Source organism: Flavobacterium sasangense DSM 21067 (assembly GCF_000686885.1).
Lineage (GTDB): Bacteria > Bacteroidota > Bacteroidia > Flavobacteriales > Flavobacteriaceae > Flavobacterium > Flavobacterium sasangense.
Genome location: NZ_JMLU01000008.1, coordinates 20,234 through 46,747 on the forward strand (window position 1 = coordinate 20,234; position 26,514 = coordinate 46,747).

Below are 26,514 nucleotides of genomic sequence, written 5' to 3' on the forward strand. Positions count from 1 at the left end.
TTAAAAAATCTAAAGTTTTGAAATTTGAACTTGCTCTTGTTTTTGAACTTGAACGCGTTGTTTCATTTCGACAGTGCAAAGATGAGACAAGAAAAAAACGTTATTCGGTATTTAGCTATTTAATATCGGTTGTAAATATTTGTAAGCGTTTGTAAATGGAAATTATTTTTGTATATTCGCTTAAACTATAAGACTTTACAGATGAAAAAATCTCTCTTCCTAAAAAGTATTTATTTTTTACTTTTTATTTGTTCGTTTAACTCATTTGCACAAAACACTCTGAATTATAACGATGAAAAAGGTTCGCCAAAAGCTACTTTGCAAGATGTAAAATGGATTGTGGGCAATTGGAAAGGCGAAGCTTTAGGCGGCATTTGTCAAGAAACGTGGAGCGAACCGATTGGAAATTCGATGATGTTTAGTTTTAAATTAGTGGTGGATGGAAAAGTCGCTTTCTATGAATTGGGACACATTATTGAGAAAGACAAAACCCTTTTGTTACAACTCAAACATTTTGATGGCGAATTAAAAGGTTGGGAAAAAGAGGAAGTTAGCGAGAATTTTAGATTGGTAAAAGTCACACCAACACATGTGTATTTCGACAAATTTACGTTTGAGAAAATTTCGGATAACGAAATCAATATTTACGTGGTTTTTGAAGATAGTGGTAAGGAAATGAAGTTTAATTTTAAGAAGTAAAGATGAAATACATTATCCTATTATTTCTATCTAGTTGTTTTATTCATGCTCAAAATGTGGCGGAACATTTCAAAACCAAACAATTTGAAGTTGCAATTTTTCCAGAGTCGAGTAATGATTTAATGCAACAAAATAGATTTACACCGACAAAAGAAGAAATATTTAAAGCTGAAAATGCGCTAAAATCAAAACTAAAATACTTAAACAATCCTCTGATTAATCAATCCAGTTCGCCTATTATTCACAAGAATTTAAAAAAATATAAAAGACAATACTTTGGTTATATAAATGACAAAGGCGAAAAAATTCTTTATATAAATTCACTTTGGAGTAAATCTAATAGAGAAAACTATTGGTTACAACAAATAATAATAGGTTCAGATGGTGGAAGTTATTATTGGAATATCGAATATAACTTAGAAACGGATGAATTAGAAAGTTTAAAAATTAATGGATACGGTTAAAAATACAAATATGAATAAAACCTGTTTAGAATGTGGCGATAAAATCATTGGTCGCGAAGACAAAAAGTTTTGTTCGGATGGCTGCCGAAACGCCTACAACAACAAAATGAACAAAGATCAGAACAATCTGATGCGCAACATTAACAACAAATTGCGTAAAAATTACCGCATTTTGTGTGAACTCAACCCAGAAGACAAAGGAAAAACCACGAAAACCAAATTATTAAGCAAAGGTTTCGATTTTGAGTTTTTTACAAGCATGTTACAAACCAAAACCGGCAACACCTATTTCTTTTTGTACGACCAAGGCTATCGTGCTTTGGAAGATGATTTTTATATGTTGGTGAAGAAAGATAGTTAAGAAGATAGACGAAATATTTTAAAAAGATAAAAGCTGAAAAAAATTTCAGCTTTTATTAAAATACAAGTTAAAATAAACTCATAAAAAAATCTTCCGTAAGATCTGCATTATAGGCGACTTTAAGAACTTTGCCATTTTTAACAAAAACACTTGTATGTTTTAAAGCTTCATCTGTTATGTTTTCTTTTAAAACATCTTTCATATACTCAGCTGAATTCTTTAATCTTGCATTACTGTAAGAAGGATCAATAAAAAATATTGGATAATTAATTTTTTCCTCTATTTCTTTAACCTCTTTAATGTCAAAAGTTTCACTTACAATTACAAAAACAAGTTTATCTTTATATTTTTCAAAAAAAATCTTTTGCTTGACAATATCTTGAGACGAACAACCTTGCCAATATGACGAAATCCAAACTATTTTCTCACTATTCTCTAAAAAACAAGTTCTTAATTCTTTGGCTTTCAAAACTAGTACTTCTTCTGTTTTTGTTATTGGCATTATATTGTTTTGACAATCAAAATATTTGTAAGAATCCACTTTCTGGTTAGAACCAGTTTTAATTGAACAACTAATCAAACTTAAAAAAGGGATTAAAAATAAAAGTCTCATATTATATTTTTTCAAATGGAATCTTAATTAAATATTTCCCCGAATCAACATCAAGAACCGCATTATACTCTCCTTTAACTAACTTTATGTTTGAAATATCCAATTCTTCCTTATTAAAAAAATCTTTTACTTCCTGTCCAATATTAATAAATTCATCTCCTGACTCAATTTTTATTGAGTTTTCCTCTAAATCTTTACCATCAATTTCGAAATGTAAAAAATTATCATCTGACACACCCATATTAATATTAGCTGCTTTTTCAACCCCAATATTTACAATGCCAATTGTCACTTCACATATGCCGAAACCATCTTTACAATCTTTACTAGGTCTTTCTAAATTGGCACTAAGCCCAATCATAAACTTTATTCTAATTTTTTGCAAATAACTTTCATTAAAGTCAACTTGACTAACACTGCTTTCTTTGGTCATTGCCTCATCATTAGAACATGAAACTGACAAAAAAGAAACTAAAACTGTTACACTAAAAAGCGCAATGATTTTTTTAAAATTTTTTTTCATTTTTAAAAATTTAATTATTAATATTCTTACAAATATATGCAAAGAATTCAAATTTGCAAATTTTAAAAGATGTTACTGAAATATTTTTTAAGTCTGTATTTTTAATAACTTTGAAATTGATCTAATAAAAAAACACTTTACTTAATCCAAAAGTTTTATAATTACAAATGAATAAATCTATAATAAAAATAAATAAAATCTCCATACTCGGCTGCGGTTGGCTCGGATTACCATTATCCAAATCATTGCTTTCAAAAGGTTACGAAGTAAAAGGTTCTACGACTTCGGAAAGTAAATTAGAAGTGTTGAAAAATGCTGGGATTTCGCCTTTCCAAATTCAACTGGAAGATGATAACATTATTGGAAAAATAGAAGATTTTCTGAAAGAAACCGATGTTTTAGTGATTGATATTCCACCTGGATTGAGGAGAGAAATTTCGTCTTCTCAAGAAATGACATTCGTAAATAAAATCAAAAATCTAATTCCATTTATCGAAAAATCAGGAATTCAGAAAGTCATTTTTGTGAGTTCGACTTCGGTGTATGGCGATAGTTTTCCCATTGTAGAAATTACGGAGGCAACACAACCAAATCCCGATACCGAAAGCGGTAAACAATTAGTTATTGCCGAAACGCTTTTACAATCAAATCTGAATTTCAAAACTACGGTTATTCGTTTTGGTGGTTTGCTTGGCGATGATCGTCATCCTGTAAAATTTTTAGCTGGAAGAACGAATGTTGAAAATCCAGATGCGCCTGTGAATATGATTCAGAGAGAAGATTGCATTGGAATTATTGAAAAGATACTGAAACAAGTTCAGCATGACAATTGGAACAAAACCTTTAACGCTGTCGCACCTCAACATCCAACTCGCAAAGAATATTATAACAAAAAAGCGCAGATTTTGAATTTGCCATTGCCTACCTTTGCGGAAAATTCGGAATCGAAAGGCAAAATTATTTCCAGTAAAAAAGTGGAAACGATTTTAGATTATTCCTTTAAAAAAGAAATTTAAAATGGCTTATTTCAGTGTTTTTCACGATTACATCAAGCAAAAGAAAAATGCAATTGGTTTACCTGTTTTAGCATTAATTTGGATTAGCTTTTTCTGGGGAACCACTTGGATTGCTTCCAAAGAAGGTGTAAAACACATGCCTCCGATGCAATTGGTTGCACTGCGCCAACTTTTTGGTGGATTGTTGTATCTGCTTTATTTCTTAATCAAAAAACATCCCTGGCCAAATAAACGTCAATGGCGCACGATTTTAGTTTTGAGTGTTTTGAATTTTATGCTAAGTAAAGGTTTGAGCACTTGGGGCGTGAAATACATTTCAAGTGGTTTGGGTGCGATTATTGGTTCAATATTTCCGCTATGGATTGTAATTATCAGTTTGTTTCGTGGACAAAAAACGTCTTGGAAAGCAGTTGTGGGATTGATTGTCGCTTTCGGCGGAATTTGCGTCATTTTCTACGATTACCTCAACGATTTTTTACAACCTGAATTCCGATTTGGAATTTTACTTTCAGTAATTGCTACGTTTACTTGGGCGTTGTCATCGATTTATATCAAGGAAAATAAGACGAATTTCAATCCGTATTTTAGTTTGGGATTGCAAATGTTGATTTCAAGTATTGTGATTTCGAGCGTTATTGGATTTAATGGTACTTCAGTTCCGTTGAGTGAAATTCCTGCGATTTCTTGGTGGTCGATTGGTTACTTGGTAGTTTTTGGTTCGGTGTTGACATTTATTGCGTTTATTTATGCTTTGGAAAATCTACCAACAGAAATCAGTAGTTTGTATGCGTACATCAATCCGATGGTGGCTTTGTTTTTTGGTTATTTATTGTTTAATGAACCTTTGACCACAGCGATTATCGTTGGCGGAACGATAACGATTATTGGACTTTATTTAGTGAATCGAGCGATTAAGAAGAAATAGTTTTTAGCCACAGATTAAAGGATTTTCACGGATTGTAATCCTTCTAATCTTTTAATCCGTGGCGATAATCTTTACTAATCAACAAAAAAATCCCACCTAAAAGATGGGATTTGATTTTATTTTGAATTTGATTACCAAATTTTCACGCGTTTTTCAAAAGGCAAATACATACCGTTGTGTGGTAAAATATTGAAGGCTTTATAGAACGCTTCCACATTTTGTAACGGCACATAAGCACGATACATTCCTGGAGAATGTGAATCGGTTTTTACTTGATTTTTGATGGCTTCATCACGCATTTTACTTCTCCAAATGGTTGCCCAAGAAATAAAGAAACGTTGTTCAGCTGTAAATCCGTCGATTAAATCAGGTTTTCCGTTTGCTTTCAAATAGATTTGTAATCCGTCGTAAGCAGCGTTAACTCCACCTAAATCTCCAATATTTTCACCTAAAGTGAATTTTCCATCCACAAAAATTCCTGGTAAAGGTTCTAAAGCGGAATATTGATCTGCTAAAGCGCTTCCTAATGTTGTGAATTGTTTTAAATCTTCATCACTCCACCAGTTTACTAAGTTTCCATCCGCGTTATATCTTGAACCTGAATCGTCAAATCCGTGTGAAATTTCGTGACCAATTACGGCTCCAATTCCTCCATAATTAACTGCTTCATCCGCTCTATAATCATAAAACGGTGGTTGTAAAATCGCAGCTGGGAATACAATCTCGTTATTTGTTGGGCTGAAATACGCATTTACCGTCTGAGGCGACATTCCCCATTCTTCTTTATCAACAGGTTTCCCCATTTTTTCGATGTTTTTCTTGTGACTCCATTTAGCGTACATTTTTGAATTTTCAAAATACGTTCCGCCTTGTTCTGGAGATTTTACTTCAAGAGCTGAATAATCTTTCCATTTGTCAGGATATCCGATTTTCACTCGGAATTTATTCAATTTGATTTTTGCATTTTCCTTAGTAGCTTTAGTCATCCAAGGTAAATTATCAATTCGGTTATTGAAAGCTTGCATTACATTTGCAATCATATCTTGCGCTTTTGCTTTTGCTTCTGGCGGGAATTTTTTTGCAACATATAATTTTCCTAACGCTTCACCTAATCTTCCGTTAACTGTAGCCAAAGCTCTTTCTTCTGCTGGACGTTGTTTTACGGCTCCTGTTAAAGTTTTACCATAGAAATCAAAATTCGCATTTTCGATATCAGTTGATAATAAACCTGCCGAACCTCTTAAAACTGTCCAACGCATGTAGGCTTTCCAATCTTCAACTTGGTTCTCTTTTAAAATGGTTTCAACCGTTTGAATATATTTTGGTTGCGAAACTACTAACGAATCTACTTTTCCAATTCCTACAGATTGAAAATAAGCATCCCATTTTACTGTTGGTGCTAATTTTTGCAAATCAGCAAAAGACATTGGATTATATGTATTTCTTCTGTCTCTTCTTTGAACACGGTCTAAAGTAGCAGTTGACATTTTAGTTTCTAAGGCTAAAATTTTCTTCGCATTTGCATTAGCTGTAGCTTCAGATTCTCCTAAATATTGCAACATTCTGGTTACGTGAGCTACGTATTTTTCACGTTTTTCTTTATTGTCTGGCGCATCGGAAACGTAGTAATCTCTATCAGGTAAACCAAGACTTCCTGTTCCTACATAAATTACGTTTTTGTTACTGTTTTTAGCATCGGCACCAATGTAGCTTCCGAAAAAACCTAATCCCATTTCTGGCTCCATTTCTGCTAATAAGGCTACTAATTGGTCAGCATTTTGAACACTATTAATTTTATCTAAATAAGGTTTTAAGGGGTCGATTCCTACTTTATTTCTACTTACTGTATCTAAAACCGTTTTGTATAAACTAATTGCTTTTGCTTGGTCGGAATTTGGATCGATAGTTTTGTCTTTAATGGCTTCTTTCAAAATGGCCATTACATCGTCATCTGTATTTTTACGAAGCTCGTCAAAACTTCCCCAACGCGTTCTGTCTGCTGGGATTTCGGTTTTATCTAACCAAGTTCCGTTTACATAACGATTAAAATCATCTGCTGGATTTACGGACTTATCCATGTAGCCAACGTTGATTCCAATAGTCTCTTTTTTAGATGCCACCTCTTGTGATGATTTACAAGAATATAATACTACTGACAAAAAAAGGAAGCCGAAACTTCCTTTTAAGATGAATTTATTCATAGTTATTCTTTAATAATTCTTTTAACTGTTGATTGATTGTTTGCTGAAATTTTCACAAAATAAATTCCTTGTGCAACGGCTGATAAATCTAATGAAACTTCCGCATTTGAAATTGCAAAATCTTTTTTAGACCAAACGATTTTTCCCGTTACATCGTAAACATCAATTGCTGATGGTTCAATAGTACCCAATGCGATATTGAATATCCCTTTTGAAGGGTTTGGATATAACACAATATTTTGTAATTCAAAGTTTTGATTAGATAGTGTACCATTAATCACAAAATCATCAATGTTAACTCCTAATTGATTTGCCGATTCATCAGAATGGAATACAATTCTAAAAATTACATTTGTTTCAGAATTAAGAGCGTTTAATGGATAAGTATACGTTGTTAACGTAGTGTTTGTTCCCGTCCATTGTGCTCCCGGACAGTTGTAACAGTCACTTCCTGTTGTAGCTTGCGTTCTATTGCTATTATACCATCCTGCACCCATAGTTCCTAAAACTGTCCAACTTGCTCCAAAATTAGTTGAGTATTGAACATAAACTACATCCCAATTTTGCTCTAAATCAAACTTCATTGCAAAACTAATTTGCGGATTTATAACATTTGATAAATTGTAACATTGAGAAATTAAATAGGATTTAGTAGCATTTGGATAGTTACCTGTTAGATTTGTTGTGTAAACAGTATTTCCTGATGTAGTCATTGTTCCTCCGGTTCTAGTTCCTCTAACCCATAAAGAACCTGTTCCTCCTTCATTATATGAAATTAAGGCATCAGTTGTATTGGTAAATGGATTTACCACCCCAACAACTCCTCCATCATTAACATAAAACGTTGTACTTCCTGAATTGTTATCAGAATAAGCATCACTAGTAGTTGTTGCAGTAACATTTAAAACGTGTGTACCTCTTGTTAATGTAGCTGACGGTAAATTAATTACTGCAGAGGCAGCAGAAGCTAAAGCATTATTCCAAACATAATTATAAGGAGTTCCATCGATTGTGTAATTAACTGTTACAGAAGAAATAGAAGTTGTTCCGTTATTTTTTACTTCAACTTGTGGGGCAACACTACCACCACAATTGATATTGATTCCTGGATTTTGAATACTAACAAATTTCAAATCAATTGGAGGTACTTGAACTGGAATATCGGTTTGCCAAACACCTCTACCATAAGTAGCTGCAACTAATTTTGCATCTTCTAAATTAATTTCTAAATCGGTTACTGATACGTTAGGCAAATTGGTATCAAATGGCGACCATGAAGACATAGAATCATCACGATAATAAACGCCTAAACTAGTTCCTACATATAATGGATTGTCTGTATTTCTGCCTTGATGTGCAATACAATTTTTCCCTATTGCTGGCAATCCCGTTGAAAAATCAGTAAAGGTTACTCCTCCATTTGTTGATTTTAAAACTTTTCCCGAAGCACCTTCTGTAACTAAATAAACGATGTTGCTATCTGTAGAATGAACTTCGATAAAAGTTATATTTCCATTTACTGAATTGAATACATTTGTAAAATTCACTCCTCTATCAGTGCTCTTGTAAAGACCAACACCATTTGCAACATACATGATGTCATCATTTGATGGATCAACAGCAATTTCATCTAAATTACCCGTTCCTAAAGGCGATACATTTTGTTGTACCCAAGCACTACCTACCAATTTGTATAAACCAGCAAACCCAGAAAACAATTCGCCTGAATTATTCGCTATTAAAGGTGTAACCCAGTTACCATTTACTCCTCCTGGTGAAGAGACTGATCCTGAATTAGAATTTCCTGCATTATTACTTATATAAAGACTATTACCATACTGAATAAATCCATAATACTGATTCTGATTTGTTGGGTTAATTGCTGTATCCATACCATCAGCACCATAATAGTTTTTCCATTGGCTTCCACTGTAGGCATGACCTCCATTATCTTGTAAACCTCCAACCATGTTTGCAGATGATTGTTTAGCAACCGAAATCTTATAAAATTGGCTAATTTGAGCACCAGCGGTTAAATCTGTAAAATTGGTTCCATTGTTGCTTGAAACATATATTCCACCGTCTGTTCCAGCAAATAATTTTGTTCCATGAAAACCTAAATAATGAATATCTGCATGCGTATAAGAAGGACCTGTAGGATTACTCCAACTATTAATTTTGGTTAAGTTTGTTCCTCCATTGGTTGATTTCCAAACATTCAAACAACCCGTATAAATTTCTTCTGCGTCGGTGGAAGAAACCCCTAATGCTAAATCATACCAAGCTTGTGATGGTGATGTTGTATTTTCAAAAATATTTGTTGTTGTATTTCTAGCAGTAAATGTAGTCCCTCCATCAGTTGACCTATAGATTCCTTGAAAATTGTAATTATCTGAACTTAATTTAGAACTCAATATGTAGATATATTCTGGATTTGCTGGAGTAACATCCATTATAAATCTTCCTGAAGTAGCTGGTAATCCAATTGAAACTTGAGTAAAAGTGGTTCCAGTATCTGTAGAACGATAAAAGGCATTTGAAGTTACCGCATACACAGTAGAAGGGTCTCCTGGTTTCAAACGAATATTTCCTTGAGAAAAACTACCTGTTTGCACTCGAGTCCATGAAGTTCCTGCATTTATAGTTTTGTATATTCCATTATTGGTAGCACACCAAAGTATTTGATTATTTGTTGGATGGATTATAAGATCTCCAGCTCTTGATGGGTTTGAACCTCCCATAGTTCCAGTAGCATTCCAAGTTAGACCACCATCTGTTGATTTATAAACCCCTACAGAATACGTATCTCCAGCATCTTTATCTCCAGTTGCAATGTAAATTGTATTTGAGTTCGAATAATCAACTGCAATACCAGAAACTCCAATTTGAGGCAATTCATCTGTTAAAGGCGTCCAAGTAGTTCCGTTATTGGTAGATTTCCAAATTCCACCTGCAGGCGAACCTAAATAAATTGTATTGGGATTGGATGGATCAACATGAACAATATTTACACGACCTTGTCCAGAAGACCACGAACCTGTATTTGTATGTGTAAATGGTCCAACAGGTTGCCAATTACTTGGAGGCAGCGCTCTGCTCGTACTGTTTCTGTTAGCCTTAACTTGATTTTTTTGTCTCCATGCATTCCAAAATTGCTCAGATGAAATAATATAACCTTCTTCATTGGTTAAATTTCTCCAATAATATTCCCAACGCATGAAAGGTTTATAACCTGATCCTTTAGCGTTTTTATCTCTGATAGACCAATAAGTGTTAAAAGCTTCAACTATTTCATCAATAGTTGCTTCTCCTTTTTTAGTTGTGTTTATGTCAGCCATCCATGGAGCAGAAGGATTGTATTGTGAAAATCCTAAAAAAGAACACAATAAACTAACAATCAGGTAATTTTTAATCATATTTTTAGTAGTTTTATGGTATGATTTCACAAATATAACCAAGATAATCAACATATTATAATTTTAACAAATGTCTACTGGTGTTTTAACAAAACTCATTTGATTTATGATTAATTTTGCAAAAAAAATATATGCTTGATTTTCTAGCTCCTTACAAAAAGTTTTTTATCATTTTTGGAATACTTTCTATCATCATTTATTTAGGAATTTACAACTTATTATCTCCAGAAAAAATGCTTCCCATTTATTCGCCAAGAGATATTAATCCAGAATTAGTAGATTCAACAGTGCAACACATTGGCAACGATCATAAAATTGCGGATTTTGCTTTTACGAATCAAAATGGTAAAGTAATTACACAAAAAGACTACGAAAACACTATTTATGTAGCCGATTTCTTTTTTACAACATGCCCAACGATTTGCCCTAAAATGACCGACAACATGGTTTGGTTACAAAATCAATTGAAGAATAATCCAGAAGTAAAACTATTGTCATTCTCTGTTACGCCTGATATCGACTCCCCTGAAGTTTTAAAAAAATATGCCATCGAAAAAGGTGTTGATGATTCGCGTTGGAATTTAGTTACTGGAAATAAAAAAGACATCTATTATTTAGCCCGAAAATCCTATTTAGCTGTAAAAACAGGCAAGCCAAAAGAATTGTATGACATGGTGCATACCGAAAATTTCATTTTGGTAGATAAAAACAAAAGAATTCGCGGTTTTTACAATGGTACTAATTTAGACCAACCCACGAATGATCCCAAAACAAAGAACATGAAACAACTTTTAGAAGATATTTTGTGGCTTTGTGAAAACCAAAAAATTTATTTTTACAAATAATTTACTAAAGTTGACAATTATCAGTTTTAGTCCGATTATAATTTTTACTTTTGTATTTTAATTCAATCTAAATAAGGAAATGGAAATTTGTTCTTCTGAACTTAAAATTGGAGAAGTTGCCGAAATAACCTCCATCAATCTAGATGAAATCCCACTAAAACTTTTAGAAATGGGATGTTTGCCTGGAAATTCCATTACTTTAATTCAAATTGCGCCTTTAGGCGATCCTTTCTATTTTAACGTAAATGATTCGCATGTAGCCATTCGATTAGAAACGGCTAAGGAAATCACGGTTACCAAAATGTAATTCTCATGAGTAAAAATCCTATCAAAGTTGCTTTAATTGGAAACCCAAATGTGGGCAAAACATCGGTTTTTAATGAATTAACAGGATTGAATCAACAAGTGGGGAATTACCCAGGAATTACCGTTGAAAAAAAACAAGGGGTTTGTAAATTAAACGAAACCATAAAAGCTAAAATCATCGATTTACCCGGAACTTACAGCTTAAATGCCAGTTCGATTGATGAAAATGTGGTGATTGAATTATTACTCAACAAAAACGACGAAGATTTTCCAGATGTTGCCGTTGTGGTGACCGAAGTGGAAAACTTAAAACGAAATTTACTCCTTTTTACCCAAATCAAAGATTTAGAAATTCCGACCATTTTAGTCATTAATATGGCGGATAGAATGAAATTGAAAGGAATTGAATTGGATATTCCGGTTTTAGAAAAAGAACTAAAAACGAAGATTGCTTTAATTAGTTCACGTAAAAAAATTGGTATTGATTATTTGAAAGATTTAATTCTGAATTATAATGCTCTTTCAACGGAACCTTGTTTAAATGCGTCTTCAATTGATCCAGAATATTTCAATAATTTAAGAAGAGCATTTCCAAATCAATTGCTGTACAAACTTTGGTTGGTGATTACGCAAGATGTGAATTTCTTAAATTTAGACCGAAACGAAATCAAAAGTTCGTTTACCAAATCGCATTCCGATTTAAAAAAATTACAACAGAAAGAAACTATAAAGCGTTATCAATTTATAAACGATACTCTAAAATTAGGTCAAAAAATAGACGTTTCGAAAGCAACTGATATTCGTGCAAAAATTGACCGAATTCTAACGCATAAAATTTTTGGTTACGTGATTTTCTTCGGAATTTTAATGTTGATTTTCCAATTTTTATTTGATTGGAGCAGCATTCCGATGGATTTCATTGATGAAACGTTTGCTAATTTAAGTTCGCTTGCCAAACAACATCTTCCAGTAGGAGAATTTACCAATTTAATCAGTGAAGGATTGATTCCAGGAATTGGTGGAATTGTGATTTTTATTCCACAAATTGCCTTTTTGTTCTTGTTTATTTCCGTCTTAGAAGAAAGCGGTTATATGAGTCGCGTAGTATTTTTGATGGATAAAATCATGCGAAAATTTGGTTTATCTGGAAAAAGTATTGTGCCTTTAATTTCAGGAACAGCTTGTGCCATTCCGGCGATAATGAGTGCAAGAAATATCGAAAATTGGAAAGAACGATTGATTACGATTTTAGTTACGCCATTCACCACTTGTTCCGCAAGATTACCAGTTTATGCTATTTTAATTTCCTTAATTATTCCCGAAAAAAGAGTTCTTGGTTTCTTAAGTTTACAAGGTTTAACCTTAATGGCGTTGTATTTGCTAGGTTTTGGAATGGCGGTTTTTTCGGCTTTCTTACTTAATAAATATTTAAAACTAAGTTGCAAATCCTATTTTGTTGTGGAAATGCCAAGCTATAAAATTCCGATGTTTAAAAATGTTGGGATTAACGTTTTAGAAAAAACAAAAGCATTTGTAACTGGTGCAGGGAAAATCATTTTGGCCTTATCCGTAATTTTATGGTATTTGGGTTCACATGGTTTAAGTGATGATTTTAATAACGCTGAAAAAATTATTACCCAACAAAATCAAAACAAAACTATTACCACCGAAGAATTTGAAGACCAAGTAAACTCTTTCAAATTAGAGAATTCCTACATCGGTTATATGGGAAAAGCTATCGAACCAGCTATTCGTCCTTTAGGTTACGATTGGAAAATTGGAGTTGCTGTGGTAAGTTCGTTTGCTGCTCGTGAAGTTTTCGTGGGAACTTTAGCCACCATTTACAGCGTAGGAAGTCATAGCGAAGAAGAAACAACCATTAAAAATCGAATGGCTGCCGAAGTTCATCCTGAAACAGGAAATAAAATATTCAATTTTGCTACTGGAATTTCATTATTGCTATTTTATGCTTTCGCGATGCAATGTATTTCTACTTTAGCGATTGTGAAAAAAGAAACCAATTCGTGGAAATGGCCGATAATTCAGTTGGTTTTCATGAGTGGATTTGCTTACATAACTTCTTTGATTGCATATCAATTCTTGAAATAAAAGGCATAATTTTTGATTGTCTTCAAAAAACAAAATTGATGAAAAAAACACTATTTGTACTGTTTACTATTTTAACTTTAAATAGTTCATTCTCTCAGAAAATCGACAAGTCTAAAAGCGAATTAAAATCGGGAAATTCTTCTCGTTCTTCAAGTTCAAATAGCAATTCTTCGAGTTCTGGTTCTTCCAGAAGTTCTTCTTCAAATGACTTTGGATTAGCAGGATTACTTGTTGAAGGTTTTTTATATGTGAGTTTTTATTCCACTATTGGCGATTATAGAAGCGAAAATCATTTGTATAATTCGCTTTCTAAATATCCTTATTTCGATGGCGAATCAGGAAATTTTCAAAAAGAAAACGACAGTATTCAACATGGAAATGTAATGAGATTTGATGTTGAAAATCATTTTTTATACAGCAACAACAATATCTTTGGAAATCATCTAAAAGCAAAATTTAGACCATTTCAATATTTTTATGTACAAGCTGATTACCGAGAACTGTTGGAAAAAAACTTATTTACAAATCGTTTTTCAAACCTATCATTGTTTCAATTTAACGTGGCTTATGATAGAATTCGATTTAAAAAATTCAATTTAGGTTGGACGCTTGGTGCTACTTACGTTGGGAATGATGTACAAAAAGCAGGCTTCTCCTATGGTTTACACACTGATATTTTTGCAATAAAAAACATCAGTTTTAATAGCGCAATGATGTGGAGTAAAATAAATGGTTTGCCTGTAAATTCGTTTGAACTTAGAGGAAAATATCATAAAAAGAATTACTTTTTCTCTTTGGGATATGAGCACTTAAAAATTGCTTCACCAAATTATAATTTTGTAACTTTAGGAACTGGAATATATTTTTAAAATATGGATATACAACAAATTTTAGTCTATGCTTCACTAGCGGTTGCAGTAGGCTTTTTAGTAAAAAAATTCTTTTGGAAAAAGCGCACCAAGAAATCAAAACCTTGTGGTGATGATTGTGCTTGTCATTAACCTAAAGCCACGTCTAAAGTCATCATCACAATAAATCCACCGATAAAACCTAAAGTTGCGATATCGGTATTTTTATCTTGTTGCGTTTCTGGTATTACTTCTTCAACCACAACAAAAATCATGGCTCCTGCTGCAAATGCCAAAGCATAAGGTAAAATTGGCGTGAAAAAAGTAACCGCAACTGCTCCTAAAACTCCAAAAATAGGTTCTACTAAAGCCGACGATTGTCCGTACATGAAACTTTTTCTTCTGCTCATTCCCATTCTTCGTAACGGCATGGAAACCGCAATTCCTTCGGGGAAATTCTGAATTCCAATTCCGATAGCCAAAGTAACTGCTCCAGCAATAGATGCCTCAGGAATTCCCGCTGCCACTCCACCAAACAAAACACCAACTGCTAAACCTTCTGGAATATTGTGTAAAGTTATGGCTAAAACCAATAGCGTTGTGCGTTGCCATGGCGATTTAATTCCTTCCGTTTCCTTAAAGTTAATATGCATATGAGGTAACACTTTATCCAATCCAAAAATGAACATAGCACCCAAAGCAAATCCAACCGCAGCTGGAATTACTTTTACAAAACCATCACCATGACTCATTTCGATAGCAGGAGCTAATAAACTCCAAAAACTTGCTGCCACCATTACGCCACCTGTAAAACCAAGCATTCCATCTAAAACCACTCGATTCATATTCTTAAAAAAGAACACAAACGAAGCACCAAATGCGGTTAAACCCCAAGTAAATGTTGTGGCTAAAAATGCAGCCAAAATGGGATCAATACTCTCAAAAAAATGAATAATTGAATCAAACATACTTATTGAACGTATAAATTATTAGCAATTTTATTGGAAATCGTTAAGCGTTTTCCATCGATTTCTACGGTTAACGTATCATCAAAATCTTCTTTGTCTATTACTTTTACAACAGAACCTAACGCAATTTTTTGTTTATCTAAATATTTTAAAAAATCGGTAGAAGAATCTTTTACGCCAACACAATGAAATGAAGCGTTAATTTCTACTTCTGATAACAATTGTTTTTCAATTTTCTTAATCACGCCTTTCGCATCTGGAATAGGATCTCCGTGTGGATCAGCTACTGGAAATCCTAAAAAAGCATCCAACTTATTAATCAATTGTTCCGATTTGATATGTTCCAATTCTTCTGCAATTTCGTGCACTTCATCCCAAGAAAAACCTAATTTATCCACCAAAAAAACTTCCCATAAACGGTGTTTTCTTACAATCATTTTTGCAGAATGTAAACCTTTATCAGTAAGCGTAACGCCTTGATATTTCTGATAACTTACCAAATCTTTATCCGAAAGTTTCTTCATCATGTCGGTAACCGATGACGCTTTGGTATCAAGCATTCCTGCTATAGCGTTAGTATTAACGCCTTTTGGAGACACCAACGACAAATGATAAATAACTTTTATATAATTTTCTTCCGAAATGGTCATAAACATTTTATTTTGACAAATATACAAAGTTTTTAAATATCAAAATATTTTTTTAGACAAGGCTAAAAAAAACGATTTGAAACTATTACAACAAATTATTTATCTTTGAACAATGCAGCATTATCATTACATTTTCACAGGTTCAGGATTATCGGCTTTGATGACCGTTTATGAAATGCTTTTATCTGGAAAATTTGATGATAAATCTATTTTGCTAATTGATGAGAATACCAAAAAAGCAAACGATAGAACTTGGTGTTTTTGGGACGAAGACAATTTGTTTGATGAAATCGTTTCTAAAAAATGGAATCAAGCCATATTTGCTAATGAAAAATTCAATCGAATTTTAGAATTAACGCCTTATCAATACAAGAAAATTAATGGTTTAGATTTTTACGAATTGGTTTTCAAAAAGATTTCCGAACATAAAAACATTCATTTTCTAAATCAAAAAGTAGTTGATTTTACAGAATTAGGAAATCATTGCGTTGTAAAAACAGAAAACGAAACCTTCACTTGTAACAAAATTTTCAATTCAATTTACAATCCAGAAGTTGTAAAATCGCAAACCAAATTTCCGTTAATTCAACAACATTTTATCGGTTGGTTTATCAAAAGTAAAGAAGCGGTTTTTACTCCAAATTGTGCTACTTTCATGGATTTTTCGGTGGAACAAAAAGGTAACACAAGATTTATGTATGTTTTACCAACATCAGAAAATGAAGCTTTATTGGAATACACCTTATTTTCAAAAAACTTACTTTCTAAAGGAGAATATGAAGCTGAAATTCAAAAATATATTGAAAATTTAGGAATTACAGAATTCGAAATCATCGAAAAAGAACAAGGCAATATTCCGATGACGTGTTTCCCTTTCTGGAAACACAACACTAAAAACATCATTAATATTGGTTCGGCTGGCGGTTGGACAAAAGCTAGCACGGGTTATACTTTTAAAAACGCATCCAAAAAATCAAAAGCATTAGTTCAATTTCTAAAATCAGAATCCGATTTTACAAAATTCCATAAAAAAGATAAATTTTGGTTTTATGATTTATTACTGTTGGATATTTTAGGTTCTAAAAACGAATTGGGTTCCAAAATATTTTCCTCGATGTTTAAAAGTGGAAATTCAACTATGATTTTCAAATTTTTAGATGAAGAAACTTCCATTTCAGAAGATTTACAAGTGATTTGGAGATGTCCAAAAATGATTTTTGTAAAGGCGCTTATTGGTAGAATTTTTAAATAAGGACTAACTATCAAATCATAACAAATCTTTATGAATTCCAATTCTGTAACAATCAAAAAACTTTGTAACTTTGTCACTCGTTAACTTATAACACTATACATTATGTATCCAGAAGAAATGGTAAACCCAATGCGTGCTGAATTAACAGACGCAGGTTTCAAAAATTTATATACAGCAGATGACGTAAAAAACGCTATCAAAGCTGAAGGCACAACTTTAGTTGTAATTAATTCGGTTTGTGGTTGTGCTGCTAGAAATGCACGTCCGGGAGCAAAAATGAGTTTAGAAGGCGGTAAAAAACCTGCTAACTTAATCACGGTTTTTGCTGGAGTTGATAAAGAAGCAGTAGATGCAGCAAGAGCAGAAATGTTCCCTTTTCCACCATCTTCACCATGTATGGCTTTGTTTAAAGATGGTGAATTAGTTCACATGTTAGAGCGTCATCATATTGAAGGTCGTCCTGCAGAATTAATTGCTGAAAATTTAAAAGACGCTTACAACGAATTTTGCTAAGATACTATGCTAGCATACAATAAAAACCACCAAAACATTGGTGGTTTTTTATTTTATAGCTTACTTTTGCTCAAATAGGTAAGCCCCCTAAATTAAATTGTACATAAACTAATAATATAAAAAAGGTCGAAAAGTCCAATAAAATCAACCAATTAGACCAAAAAAGGTCGAAAACTTTAAAAATTTAAAAGGTGCATTTTACTTATATTAACTTCCATTAAACCTCCATTAAAAACGCCTTTTATTTTACATTTAAGCAACTAACTACTATTAACTAATAAATAAACGTTAGAACCTCTATTTATTGGCTAAAACAATCAATTTAAGCTCTCGTTTTGAGGGCTTTTTTTGTATTTGATTTGAAACAAACCCCAAAGTTTATAATTTTATAAAATTGGGATTAGGTATTCAGTTAGGTATTCAGTTAGGTACTCAAAAAACTATAAATATTTAACTCAAAATAGTATATAAAACAACAAAAAAGTAATTTAAAGCGATAAAAATAACTTTATAAATAGGGGTCTAACGACACATATTAAACAATAAAAACAAGTATAAAAACCTTTAAATCAATTATTTAAACTTATTCCATTCTCAAAACTCCTATAACTATTGCAACTTTATATATAGAACTCTTACTAATTGGGAACGGAGGATACTCTTTATTATCGGATCTACATTCTAGTAAATCATCATTATTAGGAACTGGAAATAAACGTTTAACCATTGGGCCTTGATCAGTATCCAAAACATAGATTTTACCCCATTGGAAAAAAGATAGATCCGTTACCGTTTTACATCCTAATAAATCACCACTGCTATACTTTGGATACATGCTAGATCCACTCACTCGAATTATATATTCCACTCCACGTTGAGTGAACTCTGGAATTACATATCCATCAATTATATCTCTTTTTGCGATTTGCATTTCGCCTGTGCCACTACCCGCCATCGCTCCAATTGGTATCAATGGAATTATATTATCAATAGGATTATCCTCATCATCAATATTGTCGTGCAAATAAACGCGTGTTGGTTCTTTTTCTTTAAGCATAGATCCATTACCAGTTAAAAGCCACTCTGGGTTAATTTCTGGGAATGTTGAGTAAAATTTCTCAACTGTTTCCATCGAAAGCCCACTCTTTTTATCTAAAACACCGTTGGATATACCGCTTTCTATATAAAATTTATTTTTACTAATACCTTTATAATCAATAAATTGAAGTATTCTTTCTTTTTGAGTTGAGAAATTTGTCATAATAAATTTGTTTAGTTGAGAAATATATCTATATATTTGTACTTATATAAATACAAATTTAACAATGAGCAAACTTAGACAAAAAAAGACAAACTACAATGAGGAGATCATTAAAGCTCTAATAGAAAAGTATGGATTTAAAAGAGATTATATATACAAGTCCATCCGTGGCGAGCGTGTTGGAACTTATCCGTTAAAAATTCAAGAAGAATACAAAACTCTTGAGGCCGCTTCAAAAAAAATTATTAACGAAAAAATTAACGATTTATGAAAACAAAAATTATTCATCACTTAAATGAGGCAATGGATAGAATTGCCTACAGCGAAAAAGTAACTACTCTTTTTGGCTTTGTTATCAGACGTTCAGTTATCAATAGATTAAAATCGATTTAATAAGTCATCCCGCTACGACTTTGCGTGGTTTCGACATCACGGCGGGAACAATAAAAAAAGTATAATATGTACGAGTATCAAAATAACGTTTTATCAATTCCTGCAAAGCTTCTTTATGAAGACTGGGGATTGATGGCATATAAGACTTACCATACTCAATGCCAAAGGGGCAAACTGGTACGAACTAAAGAAGGACGAGGAGCGGGCAATACTGCATACATTAGTTTTTATGATTTGCCATTTGATATAAAAAAGGTTTGCGTTGAAAAATTAGGGGATCCAAAAGAAGTGGCAGTTCGTAACCAACTTGAGGGATATATTGTTCCAGACTCAAAAGCAATTCAGTTTTTTGCGGAACATCGAAAACCAAATGGAAAGCCTTTATCATTAGAAGACCAAAGAGAAAAGGCAACCAACGCAATGATTTTAAACGCTATTCAATCGGTGTTAAAAGATAGATCCGCACAGGTTAAAATGTTTGGACGTAAAACCACTGCAATTTGGCAAAATATAAGCGAGGCAGTAAATGCAATCAATACTACAAAATGGAGCTTCGATTTACCGGGCAACTGGAGACGATTAAAAAAGAAATATGAGGACTATCTCCAAGATGGCTATGAAGTTTTCCTTCACAAAGCGGAAGGATTAAAAAGAGCTCAAAAAATCAAAGGCGAAATTGCCGATTTCTTATTGGCCCAATATAGCCTTCCAATTAAATACTCAATCCCTCAATTAATGGCCGAGTATAAAAAAGCACAGTATGTAAAAGAGTGGGACGATTTAACAGAGCAAGCAGTTTACAATTGGCTTTATGAACCAGAGCAAATGAGAATATGGATTTTAGCTCGAGACGGAAAAGACGCATGGAGAAACAAGTTTGCAAACTCAATCGACAGAGATAAGAGTAAATGGTTTCCAAATGTTTACTGGGCTATTGATGGTTCAAAATTAGACTGGATCCATTACGATGACGAAAGTTCAAACAAGCGAGGTGCTAAACTTAAAATTAACCCATTGGTTGACGTGTATAGTGAAAAAATATTGGGTTGGTCGTACTCTGAAACTGAAAGCCACATTGACCATATAAAAGCCTTAAACATGGCTCTTAACACTGCCCAAACTAGACCGTACCTTTTAACCTACGATAAACAATCAGGTCATAAAATGGGTAGAATGCAGGAGCTATACGATAATGTAGTGGCACGAAATGGCGGAACTCATTATTCACACAAAGCCGGGCAGAAATCAAATCCAATGGAGCAATTATTCAACCGCCTACAGCAACAATGCGCCAATATGTGGTGGTGGTCAGATAAGCAAAGTATTAAGGTTCGAAGCTCTCGCAATAAAATGAATGCAGACTTTATCGCTGAGAATACAGATAACTTATTGAAAAAAGAGGATTTACTTAAAGCTTGGGAGATTACGGTTAAGCAATGGAACGAATCGGAGCATCCATTATTCAAAGGTAAAACCCGAGACCAAGTTTATTATGAACACGAAATGCTAATGCGTGAGGAGTTATCAGTTCTTGAGATAGCGTCAACCGTTTGGATTGCAGAAACAAAACCAATTACTTACAAACGTGAGGGCCTTACAATGAGACTGGGCGATGATAAATACAAGTTTGAGGTTTACGATTATAATGGAAATATTGATTTAGAGTTTAGACGAGTGAACATCGGTAAAAAATTTATTGTACGCTATAACCCAGAGTATTTGGACGCATACATTCAACTTTATGAACGTACAAATGATGGCCAAATGATTTTCATTGCGGCGGCAGAACCAAAACGAGCTCACGAAAGTGTACCAGTATTGATGGCGGAAGGTGCAAAAGAGCAATGGTGGAAAGACTTCAAAACACAACAAGAAGAATTAGACAGAGACCAAAAAGCATATAACGATTTGGTTGCTAGAACTGGAATCAGTAGAGAACAATTAATAGCAGACCAAGCATTAACCATAAAAATGGGAGGCAATGCAACTAAAAAAGAACGTGCATTAGCGGAAGCAAACGAATACGATTTTTAACCTAACTAACAAGACTATGACAGATTTACAAAAACACCAAATCGTTAAAGAAATCAAACACTTATGTAGCTTGACTTCTCAAAACAAAGTAGCCACTAGAGCTGGCGTATCATCGGCGACAATTAGCCAAATGATAAACGAAAATTGGAATTTGATTAAAGACGAAATGTGGCAAAAAGTTTTAGTAAAACTTAAAATTGAGTTGAACTGGAACACGGCTAATACTACAAATTTTGATTACATCCACAAACACTTGATGCAAGCCAAAGAACAAAGTTTGTCTTTTGGAATTTCAGATAAAGCGGGTGCAGGTAAATCGGAATGTTACAAAAATTTTGCAAAAGCATATCCAAATGTAATTCACATTGAGTGTATGACTTTTTGGAAACAAAAGAGTTTCGCAAAGGCATTAAATACGGCTTGTGGTTTGGACGACTTCGGAACAACGGAGGATTTAATCGAAAGGTTTATGGATCACGTTAGCGGTTTAAATGCTCCATTTTTAATATTGGATCAGTTAGACAAATTGAAAGATGCCTCGCTAGATCTATTCATTGACTTTTTTAACAACCTTCCGAATTGTGGTTTCTTATTGTCTGGAACCCCTGCGCTAGAAAAGCGTTTCAAACGAGGTGTAAATAACGACAGAAGCGGTTACCACGAATGTTGGAGCCGTATTGGTAGAAAGTGGTTAAAGTTAAAACCTGCAACGCTTGAAGATATAAAAGCGATTTGTGTGGCAAATGGAATAACTGACGAGGATACGATAGAAGGCATTTTCGATAACTGTGAGGATGATATGAGACGAGTTAAAAAAGATGTTCAAAAACAGTTCTTAAAAAAAGCGGCATAAATGGCAGTAAAACGAGCATATAGTTACGAAGATATTAATAGGATAATCTTCAAGACTATTGAAATCAACGAGGAGTGGAAACCGCATTTAGGCGAACCACAATTAGGAAATAGTCATTGGTTGATTTTCGGAGATTCTGGACACGGTAAAACCTCATACGTTTTGCAAATCGTTAAAATGCTTTGCCAAAATAGTCAAAGAGTACATTACAACACCGCCGAGGAGGGACTTAAAAAGTCTTTCAAAATGGCACTAAAGCGAAACAACTTAAAAGGAGTTTCAGGGTTCAATTACCATCAAGAAACTTTTAGCCAACTATCGGAAAGGTTAAACCGAAAACGACAGGCAAAAATAGTAGTCATCGACTCGGTTCAGTATTTTTTTAGAGGGATGCAAAGCAAACATTATTTTGAGTTTATCAACCAGTTTAAAGATACCACTTTCATTTGGGTAAGTGGTGCAGATGGAAAGAAACCGAGAGGCAAAATAGCCGAGGATATTTACTACGATGCAGATATTGTTGTCAATGTAAAAGACTTTGAGGCAAACATCGAAAAAAACAGATTTGAGGCCTATGATTCACGAGTTATTTGGCAACAAGGATTTAACGAGCGACAATTAAAATTATTACAAAAAGGTTAGACTATGAAATCAGTATCAACAAAAAATCAAGTAATGGATTGCCTTCAATGGTCATCAGATGAGTACGATCAAAGGCTATTTCAAACCATTTGGAACTGGTGCCACATTTACGGTAAGTATCCAAGCATAATCCAACAATTGTTGGCAAACTCACAAGTCAATAAATGGTTTTTAACTGAATATGAAAAGTGCGAGCTTCAGTTCTTAAAAGTGGCGGAAGTTGTACCAAACAAGGTTGAGCCTTTGCGAGACCATTACAAGGCCTGTACCGTTCAAATTATGGCTATTTATCCACAGCCGCTAATTGATAGCATCACCCGAAACAAAGAGTTTTCAAATATTTTTCTAACCAACACACCAATTTACTATGCGAACTAAACAACAACTTCAAAATAAAATAGCGGAACTAAAGCAATGGTTAATAGACAATCATTCGGAACATATTGCAAGGCCACAAATTGAAGCCGATTTAAGAAAGGCATTCGAGGAGTACCAACTCGTAAAGAACAAAAACAAATATGAGTGATTACATTACAAAAAGGTTCTTTATACTTTTTGAAGTTTTAAAAACCTGCAGTACTCAACAGGATAAAGGCAAACAACCAATTTTTGACGAATGGGAGCGCATCTTTATCAATCAAGAAAGGTCGAAACTTTTACAAGGAATTGAGGATTACAAACAAGATCCACAACTAGAACAAAAAATTCAAAATACAATAACTAATAAATTTTAAAAATGGAATCAGAAGAAAAAAAACCAATCGATTTATCGCAACTATCTCCAGAGGAGTTGCAGGCGGAACTAGATAGAAGAAACGCCGATATTATTGCGGGAAAGCAACGCCAACGCAAAGCGTATGAAGACCTAAAAGAACAAACAATTATATCGCTTTGTACTGGCGCTTTAACAATTAACGAAACGCTTAAAGCTTTCAAATTAAAGGCGTTTGAAGATATGCAAACTATATACGAAATGTTAAAAGAGTACAGTTCCAGACACGCTGACGGCAAAGGTAACTTTAGAATTGAACACGGAAAGTACAGAGTGAGTTATAAACGTCAAGGAAAGCCAACGTTTGACGAGCGTTCGCACCAAGCCGAAAAGCATATCATTGATTTTGTCAACTCAAAATTTGAAAATGATGTTGATACTAAAGATTTGGTAATGTCTTTATTAGAACGTAAAAAAGGCGAATTAGATATTAACCTGGTGCAAAAACTTTATGCTATGGAGGACAGATTCCAAGACGAGAACTGGAAGCGTGGCATTGAGTTACTAAAAGAAAGTTATTCTTTCTCTCACTCAAAAGACTACATCGGTTTTGAGGTTAAAAATGATAAGGGAGAATGGCTACCAATTAACCTGCAATTTTCAAACATCTAGGTTATGAGTATCGTTATCAACCCAATATCAGACCACGAGCTCTACGAAGTAAACGGCAAAGAAATTTACAAGGATAGTAACGGAAATTGGATAGCTCGAGAGGAGTTTACACAGCAGGAACGTAACGCCTTCCAAAACTATAGAAAGGCGGTTATAGATAATAAGAACTTTAAAAAGCACACCAAAGCAGAATACAAAGGTTAGGTTAGTTAGGAGGGTTTCCCGAATGGCATACAGTCAAAGTTCGAGTCTTTGCCGGGAGCAAAGTTTTAAAATAAATCAGTATGAAAAAAGTTACTCATTATTTTGTTTATGTAGGCCACGCCACTCAAACAAAAAACAGACTGCAAGAAGATTTTAACAAATACCTAAAATCTCTCGAGGGCGATTTGATAGACTCCAAAAATATCAACAAACTAAAAAAGCAAATAATTGACAAATCAATCGAGCTTAATAAAGTTTACAGTCGTTGTACTCCGCTTCAAATTTCATTTTCTGACTTGTACACTAAAAATGGTTTTATGATTAGCGGTTTCCATTTTCTAACCTTTCAAATTTTAACGGCTCATTATGACAGCAACTAAAAAAATCCCGAAGTACGACCCAAATGGAGAAATAACTCCGTTTCAAGTCAAAAGAATAATGCAAAATTGCTCTTACCAAGTCGAAACCAAAAACGAATGGGTGCAATGGGTAACGGGTGATGTGAACCGCACGAGCTTGAAGTCGATAACTCAAGACCAAGCCGTTAAAATTATAAGCGCACAGGAAGGATCTACTCCAATAAATCAGCCCACAGAAAACTGGGCGGTTTTTGATAATAAAAACCCAAAGCACAAAATAGTCCTTTCGCTACTCTACCAAATGCAATGGGTTACTCCATCACAAAAGCACGGAGAAGTTCCCGACTTGGATAGATTGAGCAAATTTTTACAGAGCGAAAAGTCTCCAGTAAAAAAGAAGCTCAAAGATATGGAAACTCACGAAGTCGAAAAGTTAATAGTTGCCTTGCGAGGCATCGTAAAAAGTAGGTTTAAATAATGCTAAAGTGCAAACATACTGAAGATGGTTATTGCTTACGACTAGAAAACGACTATTGCCGCTCCGATGAGTGCAAAGGAGTAGTTATTGTTGATGATGTTACAACCAATCCAACACCAATAATAAAACCTTGTAAACACAACCCACGATTAAAATGTGAGTGGCCTATTTACTGCGAAAATTATAAGTGTGATTTTGCCGATATAACGCATGAAAACTGCGAACATAAAGATACGAGCGTAGTTGTTATAGAAGTCGTGGTAAACTGCGAAAAAACCGCCTTACAATGCGACTATTGTGGAAAGATTATAACAGAACCAAAAACAGACTGCAGATGAAACAATATTTTACAATAGAATGGTTTGCCAATACTGGATTTAAAGAACTTAAAGGCGATACATTGGATAACGGCGATTATTACCGATGGTGGCAACTAGATAAAAATGATAGTAACATTACTATAACCTATGAATACACAAAAGAAGGAAAGTGTTTAGGTGGTTATGTCGAGTTTAACGGCGAACAATTAAAAGGCAAAATATTAACCAAAGAGGATATTAAACTATTAATTGAAATAATGTAATGAAAGTAGAACTCAAACTAAATAATGACTCCATAATTGCCGTAAATGAACTTTTAAGTTACATATATGATATGGAAAGGTCAAACGATAAAAAAGTAAATGTTTATCGCTCCATCGGTTACGATTTAGCCGATAAATTCGATAGTAAAGCCAAACAATTAGTTAAAAAAGCCACTTTGTTTGATGCAAAAAAGAAGCATAAAATTACCTTAAAATTTCACGAGGCTTGGGCTTTAGAAATCATTTTGAGGGAATTATTCACTTACACCGATAACCACTATGTTCGATTGAGAGTAAACCTTGTAATTGACGACTTAAACCAAAAACTAGCATAATGGCAAAGGAATTATCAGACAAACTAATAAATGACTGGCAACTTTTAATGTCAGGATTTAAACAAATTGCGGAAAAAGTACCAAGTTGGAAAGTTAAAGTCACTCCAGAAAAACACATTAAAATAAATAATGATTATGACATAATCTGCCACTTTATCAACTTTGAATATATAGAGGTTAGACTAAGTTTTAAAGGCGATGAAGTGATGACTTTAAAGCATATCAAAAAGTACAGTACTACTGTGAGTATTGTTTTAGAATTTATTAATAGAAGTTAAT

General features: G+C 33.5%; 33 protein-coding genes. 26 read left to right on the top strand and 7 right to left on the bottom strand.

The annotated features are described in order from the left end of the window. The first annotated feature begins 201 nt into the window (after positions 1-201). The 3 genes from BP92_RS0107485 to BP92_RS0107495 are packed head-to-tail and all read left to right on the top strand — an operon-like array spanning position 202 to position 1,524. Positions 202-699: a DUF6265 family protein gene (locus BP92_RS0107485; RefSeq protein WP_026725499.1), complete on the top strand. Its 498-nt coding sequence runs from the start codon at positions 202-204 to the stop codon at positions 697-699. A gap of 2 nt (positions 700-701) precedes the next feature. Then, the gene (locus BP92_RS16725) at positions 702-1,163 is read left to right on the top strand and encodes a hypothetical protein (protein ID WP_026725500.1); all 462 of its coding nucleotides are present in this window, start codon (positions 702-704) and stop codon (positions 1,161-1,163) included. Positions 1,164-1,173: 10 nt separating this feature from the next. Continuing rightward, positions 1,174-1,524 (top strand): hypothetical protein, encoded by a 351-nt coding sequence (locus BP92_RS0107495; protein ID WP_026725501.1) that lies wholly within the window; start codon positions 1,174-1,176, stop codon positions 1,522-1,524. Positions 1,525-1,591: 67 nt separating this feature from the next. Here the strand turns inward: BP92_RS0107495 and BP92_RS0107500 are convergent, their stop codons facing one another. Together BP92_RS0107500 and BP92_RS0107505 are read right to left on the bottom strand one after the other, a co-directional pair. Further along, positions 1,592-2,137, bottom strand: coding sequence for a hypothetical protein (locus BP92_RS0107500; protein WP_026725502.1), 546 nt, complete (start codon positions 2,135-2,137; stop codon positions 1,592-1,594). Position 2,138: 1 nt separating this feature from the next. Further along, on the bottom strand, positions 2,139-2,660 hold the full coding sequence (locus BP92_RS0107505) for a hypothetical protein (RefSeq protein WP_026725503.1): 522 nt from the start codon (positions 2,658-2,660) through the stop codon (positions 2,139-2,141). Between the two features lie 167 nt (positions 2,661-2,827). Between BP92_RS0107505 and BP92_RS0107510 the strand changes: the two genes are divergently transcribed. Beyond that, complete coding sequence (locus BP92_RS0107510) at positions 2,828-3,676, top strand: SDR family oxidoreductase (RefSeq protein WP_026725504.1); 849 nt, start codon at positions 2,828-2,830, stop codon at positions 3,674-3,676. 1 nt (position 3,677) lies between these two features. Further along, positions 3,678-4,601, top strand: a complete 924-nt coding sequence (locus tag BP92_RS0107515) for a DMT family transporter (protein ID WP_051604417.1) — start codon at positions 3,678-3,680, stop codon at positions 4,599-4,601. A 131-nt stretch (positions 4,602-4,732) separates the two neighbouring features. Here BP92_RS0107515 and BP92_RS0107520 read toward each other — a convergent pair whose 3' ends face one another. Both BP92_RS0107520 and BP92_RS0107525 read right to left on the bottom strand, forming a co-directional pair. Continuing rightward, positions 4,733-6,802, bottom strand: coding sequence for a M13 family metallopeptidase (locus BP92_RS0107520; protein WP_026725506.1), 2,070 nt, complete (start codon positions 6,800-6,802; stop codon positions 4,733-4,735). 2 nt (positions 6,803-6,804) lie between these two features. Further along, positions 6,805-10,218 carry a T9SS type A sorting domain-containing protein gene (locus BP92_RS0107525; protein ID WP_026725507.1) on the bottom strand — a complete coding sequence of 1,138 codons (3,414 nt, stop codon included), beginning with the start codon at positions 10,216-10,218 and terminating at the stop codon, positions 6,805-6,807. Positions 10,219-10,349: 131 nt separating this feature from the next. Between BP92_RS0107525 and BP92_RS0107530 the strand changes: the two genes are divergently transcribed. From BP92_RS0107530 to BP92_RS17020, 5 genes are all read left to right on the top strand, one after another. Then, entirely contained in the window at positions 10,350-11,063 is a 714-nt protein-coding gene (locus BP92_RS0107530; RefSeq protein ID WP_026725508.1) for an SCO family protein, read from the top strand. Between the two features lie 79 nt (positions 11,064-11,142). Further along, a complete protein-coding gene (locus BP92_RS0107535; protein WP_026725509.1) occupies positions 11,143-11,370 on the top strand; it encodes a FeoA family protein in 228 nt (75 codons plus the stop codon). A 5-nt stretch (positions 11,371-11,375) separates the two neighbouring features. After that, the gene (gene feoB / locus BP92_RS0107540; RefSeq protein ID WP_026725510.1) at positions 11,376-13,478 is read left to right on the top strand and encodes a ferrous iron transport protein B; all 2,103 of its coding nucleotides are present in this window, start codon (positions 11,376-11,378) and stop codon (positions 13,476-13,478) included. A gap of 38 nt (positions 13,479-13,516) precedes the next feature. Next, positions 13,517-14,347 (top strand): hypothetical protein, encoded by an 831-nt coding sequence (locus BP92_RS0107545; RefSeq protein ID WP_026725511.1) that lies wholly within the window; start codon positions 13,517-13,519, stop codon positions 14,345-14,347. Positions 14,348-14,350: 3 nt separating this feature from the next. Further along, complete coding sequence (locus BP92_RS17020) at positions 14,351-14,479, top strand: FeoB-associated Cys-rich membrane protein (RefSeq protein ID WP_150111888.1); 129 nt, start codon at positions 14,351-14,353, stop codon at positions 14,477-14,479. Here BP92_RS17020 and BP92_RS0107555 read toward each other — a convergent pair. Next, positions 14,476-15,294 carry a ZIP family metal transporter gene (locus tag BP92_RS0107555; RefSeq protein WP_026725512.1) on the bottom strand — a complete coding sequence of 273 codons (819 nt, stop codon included), beginning with the start codon at positions 15,292-15,294 and terminating at the stop codon, positions 14,476-14,478. The genes BP92_RS17020 and BP92_RS0107555 overlap by 4 nt on opposite strands. 2 nt (positions 15,295-15,296) lie before the next feature. After that, positions 15,297-15,944 (bottom strand): metal-dependent transcriptional regulator, encoded by a 648-nt coding sequence (locus BP92_RS0107560; protein ID WP_026725513.1) that lies wholly within the window; start codon positions 15,942-15,944, stop codon positions 15,297-15,299. A 112-nt stretch (positions 15,945-16,056) separates the two neighbouring features. On the opposite strand from BP92_RS0107560, the gene BP92_RS0107565 reads away from it, so the two are divergent. Together BP92_RS0107565 and BP92_RS0107570 are read left to right on the top strand one after the other, a co-directional pair. Further along, positions 16,057-17,196 (top strand): lycopene cyclase family protein, encoded by a 1,140-nt coding sequence (locus BP92_RS0107565; protein ID WP_026725514.1) that lies wholly within the window; start codon positions 16,057-16,059, stop codon positions 17,194-17,196. Positions 17,197-17,298: 102 nt separating this feature from the next. Further along, on the top strand, positions 17,299-17,709 hold the full coding sequence (locus tag BP92_RS0107570; RefSeq protein ID WP_026725515.1) for a BrxA/BrxB family bacilliredoxin: 411 nt from the start codon (positions 17,299-17,301) through the stop codon (positions 17,707-17,709). Between the two features lie 583 nt (positions 17,710-18,292). Here BP92_RS0107570 and BP92_RS0107575 read toward each other — a convergent pair. Further along, positions 18,293-18,970, bottom strand: a complete 678-nt coding sequence (locus tag BP92_RS0107575; protein WP_035693095.1) for a S24 family peptidase — start codon at positions 18,968-18,970, stop codon at positions 18,293-18,295. Positions 18,971-19,034: 64 nt separating this feature from the next. Here BP92_RS0107575 and BP92_RS0107580 point away from each other — a divergent pair, with 64 nt between their 5' ends. The 14 genes from BP92_RS0107580 (at position 19,035) to BP92_RS0107650 (ending at position 26,513) form a co-directional block, all read left to right on the top strand. Then, positions 19,035-19,241: a hypothetical protein gene (locus BP92_RS0107580; RefSeq protein ID WP_026725517.1), complete on the top strand. Its 207-nt coding sequence runs from the start codon at positions 19,035-19,037 to the stop codon at positions 19,239-19,241. Next, positions 19,238-19,363 (top strand): hypothetical protein, encoded by a 126-nt coding sequence (locus tag BP92_RS17415; RefSeq protein WP_262486604.1) that lies wholly within the window; start codon positions 19,238-19,240, stop codon positions 19,361-19,363. Before BP92_RS0107580 ends, BP92_RS17415 begins: the two co-directional genes overlap by 4 nt. A gap of 66 nt (positions 19,364-19,429) precedes the next feature. Next, positions 19,430-21,397 carry a hypothetical protein gene (locus BP92_RS15940; RefSeq protein ID WP_051604418.1) on the top strand — a complete coding sequence of 656 codons (1,968 nt, stop codon included), beginning with the start codon at positions 19,430-19,432 and terminating at the stop codon, positions 21,395-21,397. 16 nt (positions 21,398-21,413) lie between these two features. Then, complete coding sequence (locus BP92_RS15945; RefSeq protein ID WP_051604419.1) at positions 21,414-22,250, top strand: AAA family ATPase; 837 nt, start codon at positions 21,414-21,416, stop codon at positions 22,248-22,250. Continuing rightward, positions 22,251-22,892 (top strand): P-loop NTPase family protein, encoded by a 642-nt coding sequence (locus tag BP92_RS0107595; protein ID WP_026725518.1) that lies wholly within the window; start codon positions 22,251-22,253, stop codon positions 22,890-22,892. Between the two features lie 3 nt (positions 22,893-22,895). Beyond that, positions 22,896-23,270, top strand: a complete 375-nt coding sequence (locus tag BP92_RS0107600; protein WP_026725519.1) for a hypothetical protein — start codon at positions 22,896-22,898, stop codon at positions 23,268-23,270. Positions 23,271-23,410: 140 nt separating this feature from the next. Next, complete coding sequence (locus tag BP92_RS0107610; protein ID WP_026725520.1) at positions 23,411-23,626, top strand: hypothetical protein; 216 nt, start codon at positions 23,411-23,413, stop codon at positions 23,624-23,626. Positions 23,627-23,628: 2 nt separating this feature from the next. Further along, positions 23,629-24,276, top strand: a complete 648-nt coding sequence (locus BP92_RS0107615) for a DUF3164 family protein (protein WP_026725521.1) — start codon at positions 23,629-23,631, stop codon at positions 24,274-24,276. A gap of 3 nt (positions 24,277-24,279) precedes the next feature. Beyond that, positions 24,280-24,480: a hypothetical protein gene (locus BP92_RS0107620; RefSeq protein ID WP_026725522.1), complete on the top strand. Its 201-nt coding sequence runs from the start codon at positions 24,280-24,282 to the stop codon at positions 24,478-24,480. An 80-nt stretch (positions 24,481-24,560) separates the two neighbouring features. Next, positions 24,561-24,860: a hypothetical protein gene (locus tag BP92_RS0107625; protein ID WP_026725523.1), complete on the top strand. Its 300-nt coding sequence runs from the start codon at positions 24,561-24,563 to the stop codon at positions 24,858-24,860. Then, positions 24,847-25,317 (top strand): hypothetical protein, encoded by a 471-nt coding sequence (locus BP92_RS0107630; protein ID WP_026725524.1) that lies wholly within the window; start codon positions 24,847-24,849, stop codon positions 25,315-25,317. Before BP92_RS0107625 ends, BP92_RS0107630 begins: the two co-directional genes overlap by 14 nt. Before the next feature lie 286 nt (positions 25,318-25,603). Then, positions 25,604-25,900: a hypothetical protein gene (locus BP92_RS0107640; RefSeq protein WP_150111889.1), complete on the top strand. Its 297-nt coding sequence runs from the start codon at positions 25,604-25,606 to the stop codon at positions 25,898-25,900. Beyond that, the gene (locus BP92_RS0107645) at positions 25,900-26,235 is read left to right on the top strand and encodes a hypothetical protein (protein WP_026725527.1); all 336 of its coding nucleotides are present in this window, start codon (positions 25,900-25,902) and stop codon (positions 26,233-26,235) included. The genes BP92_RS0107640 and BP92_RS0107645 overlap by 1 nt, the downstream gene beginning before the upstream one ends. Continuing rightward, positions 26,235-26,513 carry a hypothetical protein gene (locus tag BP92_RS0107650; RefSeq protein ID WP_026725528.1) on the top strand — a complete coding sequence of 93 codons (279 nt, stop codon included), beginning with the start codon at positions 26,235-26,237 and terminating at the stop codon, positions 26,511-26,513. Before BP92_RS0107645 ends, BP92_RS0107650 begins: the two co-directional genes overlap by 1 nt. Position 26,514 lies beyond the last annotated feature (1 nt).

What these genes read in the sequence shown, in the direction of transcription:
- BP92_RS0107485 (WP_026725499.1), top strand. Translation starts at nt 202, where the DNA reads ATGAAAAAATCTCTCTTCCTAAAAAGTATTTATTTTTTACTTTTTATT.
- BP92_RS16725 (WP_026725500.1), top strand. Translation starts at nt 702, where the DNA reads ATGAAATACATTATCCTATTATTTCTATCTAGTTGTTTTATTCATGCT.
- BP92_RS0107495 (WP_026725501.1), top strand. Translation starts at nt 1,174, where the DNA reads ATGAATAAAACCTGTTTAGAATGTGGCGATAAAATCATTGGTCGCGAA.
- BP92_RS0107500 (WP_026725502.1), bottom strand. Translation starts at nt 2,137, where the DNA reads ATGAGACTTTTATTTTTAATCCCTTTTTTAAGTTTGATTAGTTGTTCA.
- BP92_RS0107505 (WP_026725503.1), bottom strand. Translation starts at nt 2,660, where the DNA reads ATGAAAAAAAATTTTAAAAAAATCATTGCGCTTTTTAGTGTAACAGTT.
- BP92_RS0107510 (WP_026725504.1), top strand. Translation starts at nt 2,828, where the DNA reads ATGAATAAATCTATAATAAAAATAAATAAAATCTCCATACTCGGCTGC.
- BP92_RS0107515 (WP_051604417.1), top strand. Translation starts at nt 3,678, where the DNA reads ATGGCTTATTTCAGTGTTTTTCACGATTACATCAAGCAAAAGAAAAAT.
- BP92_RS0107520 (WP_026725506.1), bottom strand. Translation starts at nt 6,802, where the DNA reads ATGAATAAATTCATCTTAAAAGGAAGTTTCGGCTTCCTTTTTTTGTCA.
- BP92_RS0107525 (WP_026725507.1), bottom strand. Translation starts at nt 10,218, where the DNA reads ATGATTAAAAATTACCTGATTGTTAGTTTATTGTGTTCTTTTTTAGGA.
- BP92_RS0107530 (WP_026725508.1), top strand. Translation starts at nt 10,350, where the DNA reads ATGCTTGATTTTCTAGCTCCTTACAAAAAGTTTTTTATCATTTTTGGA.
- BP92_RS0107535 (WP_026725509.1), top strand. Translation starts at nt 11,143, where the DNA reads ATGGAAATTTGTTCTTCTGAACTTAAAATTGGAGAAGTTGCCGAAATA.
- feoB (WP_026725510.1), top strand. Translation starts at nt 11,376, where the DNA reads ATGAGTAAAAATCCTATCAAAGTTGCTTTAATTGGAAACCCAAATGTG.
- BP92_RS0107545 (WP_026725511.1), top strand. Translation starts at nt 13,517, where the DNA reads ATGAAAAAAACACTATTTGTACTGTTTACTATTTTAACTTTAAATAGT.
- BP92_RS17020 (WP_150111888.1), top strand. Translation starts at nt 14,351, where the DNA reads ATGGATATACAACAAATTTTAGTCTATGCTTCACTAGCGGTTGCAGTA.
- BP92_RS0107555 (WP_026725512.1), bottom strand. Translation starts at nt 15,294, where the DNA reads ATGTTTGATTCAATTATTCATTTTTTTGAGAGTATTGATCCCATTTTG.
- BP92_RS0107560 (WP_026725513.1), bottom strand. Translation starts at nt 15,944, where the DNA reads ATGACCATTTCGGAAGAAAATTATATAAAAGTTATTTATCATTTGTCG.
- BP92_RS0107565 (WP_026725514.1), top strand. Translation starts at nt 16,057, where the DNA reads ATGCAGCATTATCATTACATTTTCACAGGTTCAGGATTATCGGCTTTG.
- BP92_RS0107570 (WP_026725515.1), top strand. Translation starts at nt 17,299, where the DNA reads ATGTATCCAGAAGAAATGGTAAACCCAATGCGTGCTGAATTAACAGAC.
- BP92_RS0107575 (WP_035693095.1), bottom strand. Translation starts at nt 18,970, where the DNA reads ATGACAAATTTCTCAACTCAAAAAGAAAGAATACTTCAATTTATTGAT.
- BP92_RS0107580 (WP_026725517.1), top strand. Translation starts at nt 19,035, where the DNA reads ATGAGCAAACTTAGACAAAAAAAGACAAACTACAATGAGGAGATCATT.
- BP92_RS17415 (WP_262486604.1), top strand. Translation starts at nt 19,238, where the DNA reads ATGAAAACAAAAATTATTCATCACTTAAATGAGGCAATGGATAGAATT.
- BP92_RS15940 (WP_051604418.1), top strand. Translation starts at nt 19,430, where the DNA reads ATGTACGAGTATCAAAATAACGTTTTATCAATTCCTGCAAAGCTTCTT.
- BP92_RS15945 (WP_051604419.1), top strand. Translation starts at nt 21,414, where the DNA reads ATGACAGATTTACAAAAACACCAAATCGTTAAAGAAATCAAACACTTA.
- BP92_RS0107595 (WP_026725518.1), top strand. Translation starts at nt 22,251, where the DNA reads ATGGCAGTAAAACGAGCATATAGTTACGAAGATATTAATAGGATAATC.
- BP92_RS0107600 (WP_026725519.1), top strand. Translation starts at nt 22,896, where the DNA reads ATGAAATCAGTATCAACAAAAAATCAAGTAATGGATTGCCTTCAATGG.
- BP92_RS0107610 (WP_026725520.1), top strand. Translation starts at nt 23,411, where the DNA reads ATGAGTGATTACATTACAAAAAGGTTCTTTATACTTTTTGAAGTTTTA.
- BP92_RS0107615 (WP_026725521.1), top strand. Translation starts at nt 23,629, where the DNA reads ATGGAATCAGAAGAAAAAAAACCAATCGATTTATCGCAACTATCTCCA.
- BP92_RS0107620 (WP_026725522.1), top strand. Translation starts at nt 24,280, where the DNA reads ATGAGTATCGTTATCAACCCAATATCAGACCACGAGCTCTACGAAGTA.
- BP92_RS0107625 (WP_026725523.1), top strand. Translation starts at nt 24,561, where the DNA reads ATGAAAAAAGTTACTCATTATTTTGTTTATGTAGGCCACGCCACTCAA.
- BP92_RS0107630 (WP_026725524.1), top strand. Translation starts at nt 24,847, where the DNA reads ATGACAGCAACTAAAAAAATCCCGAAGTACGACCCAAATGGAGAAATA.
- BP92_RS0107640 (WP_150111889.1), top strand. Translation starts at nt 25,604, where the DNA reads ATGCGACTATTGTGGAAAGATTATAACAGAACCAAAAACAGACTGCAG.
- BP92_RS0107645 (WP_026725527.1), top strand. Translation starts at nt 25,900, where the DNA reads ATGAAAGTAGAACTCAAACTAAATAATGACTCCATAATTGCCGTAAAT.
- BP92_RS0107650 (WP_026725528.1), top strand. Translation starts at nt 26,235, where the DNA reads ATGGCAAAGGAATTATCAGACAAACTAATAAATGACTGGCAACTTTTA.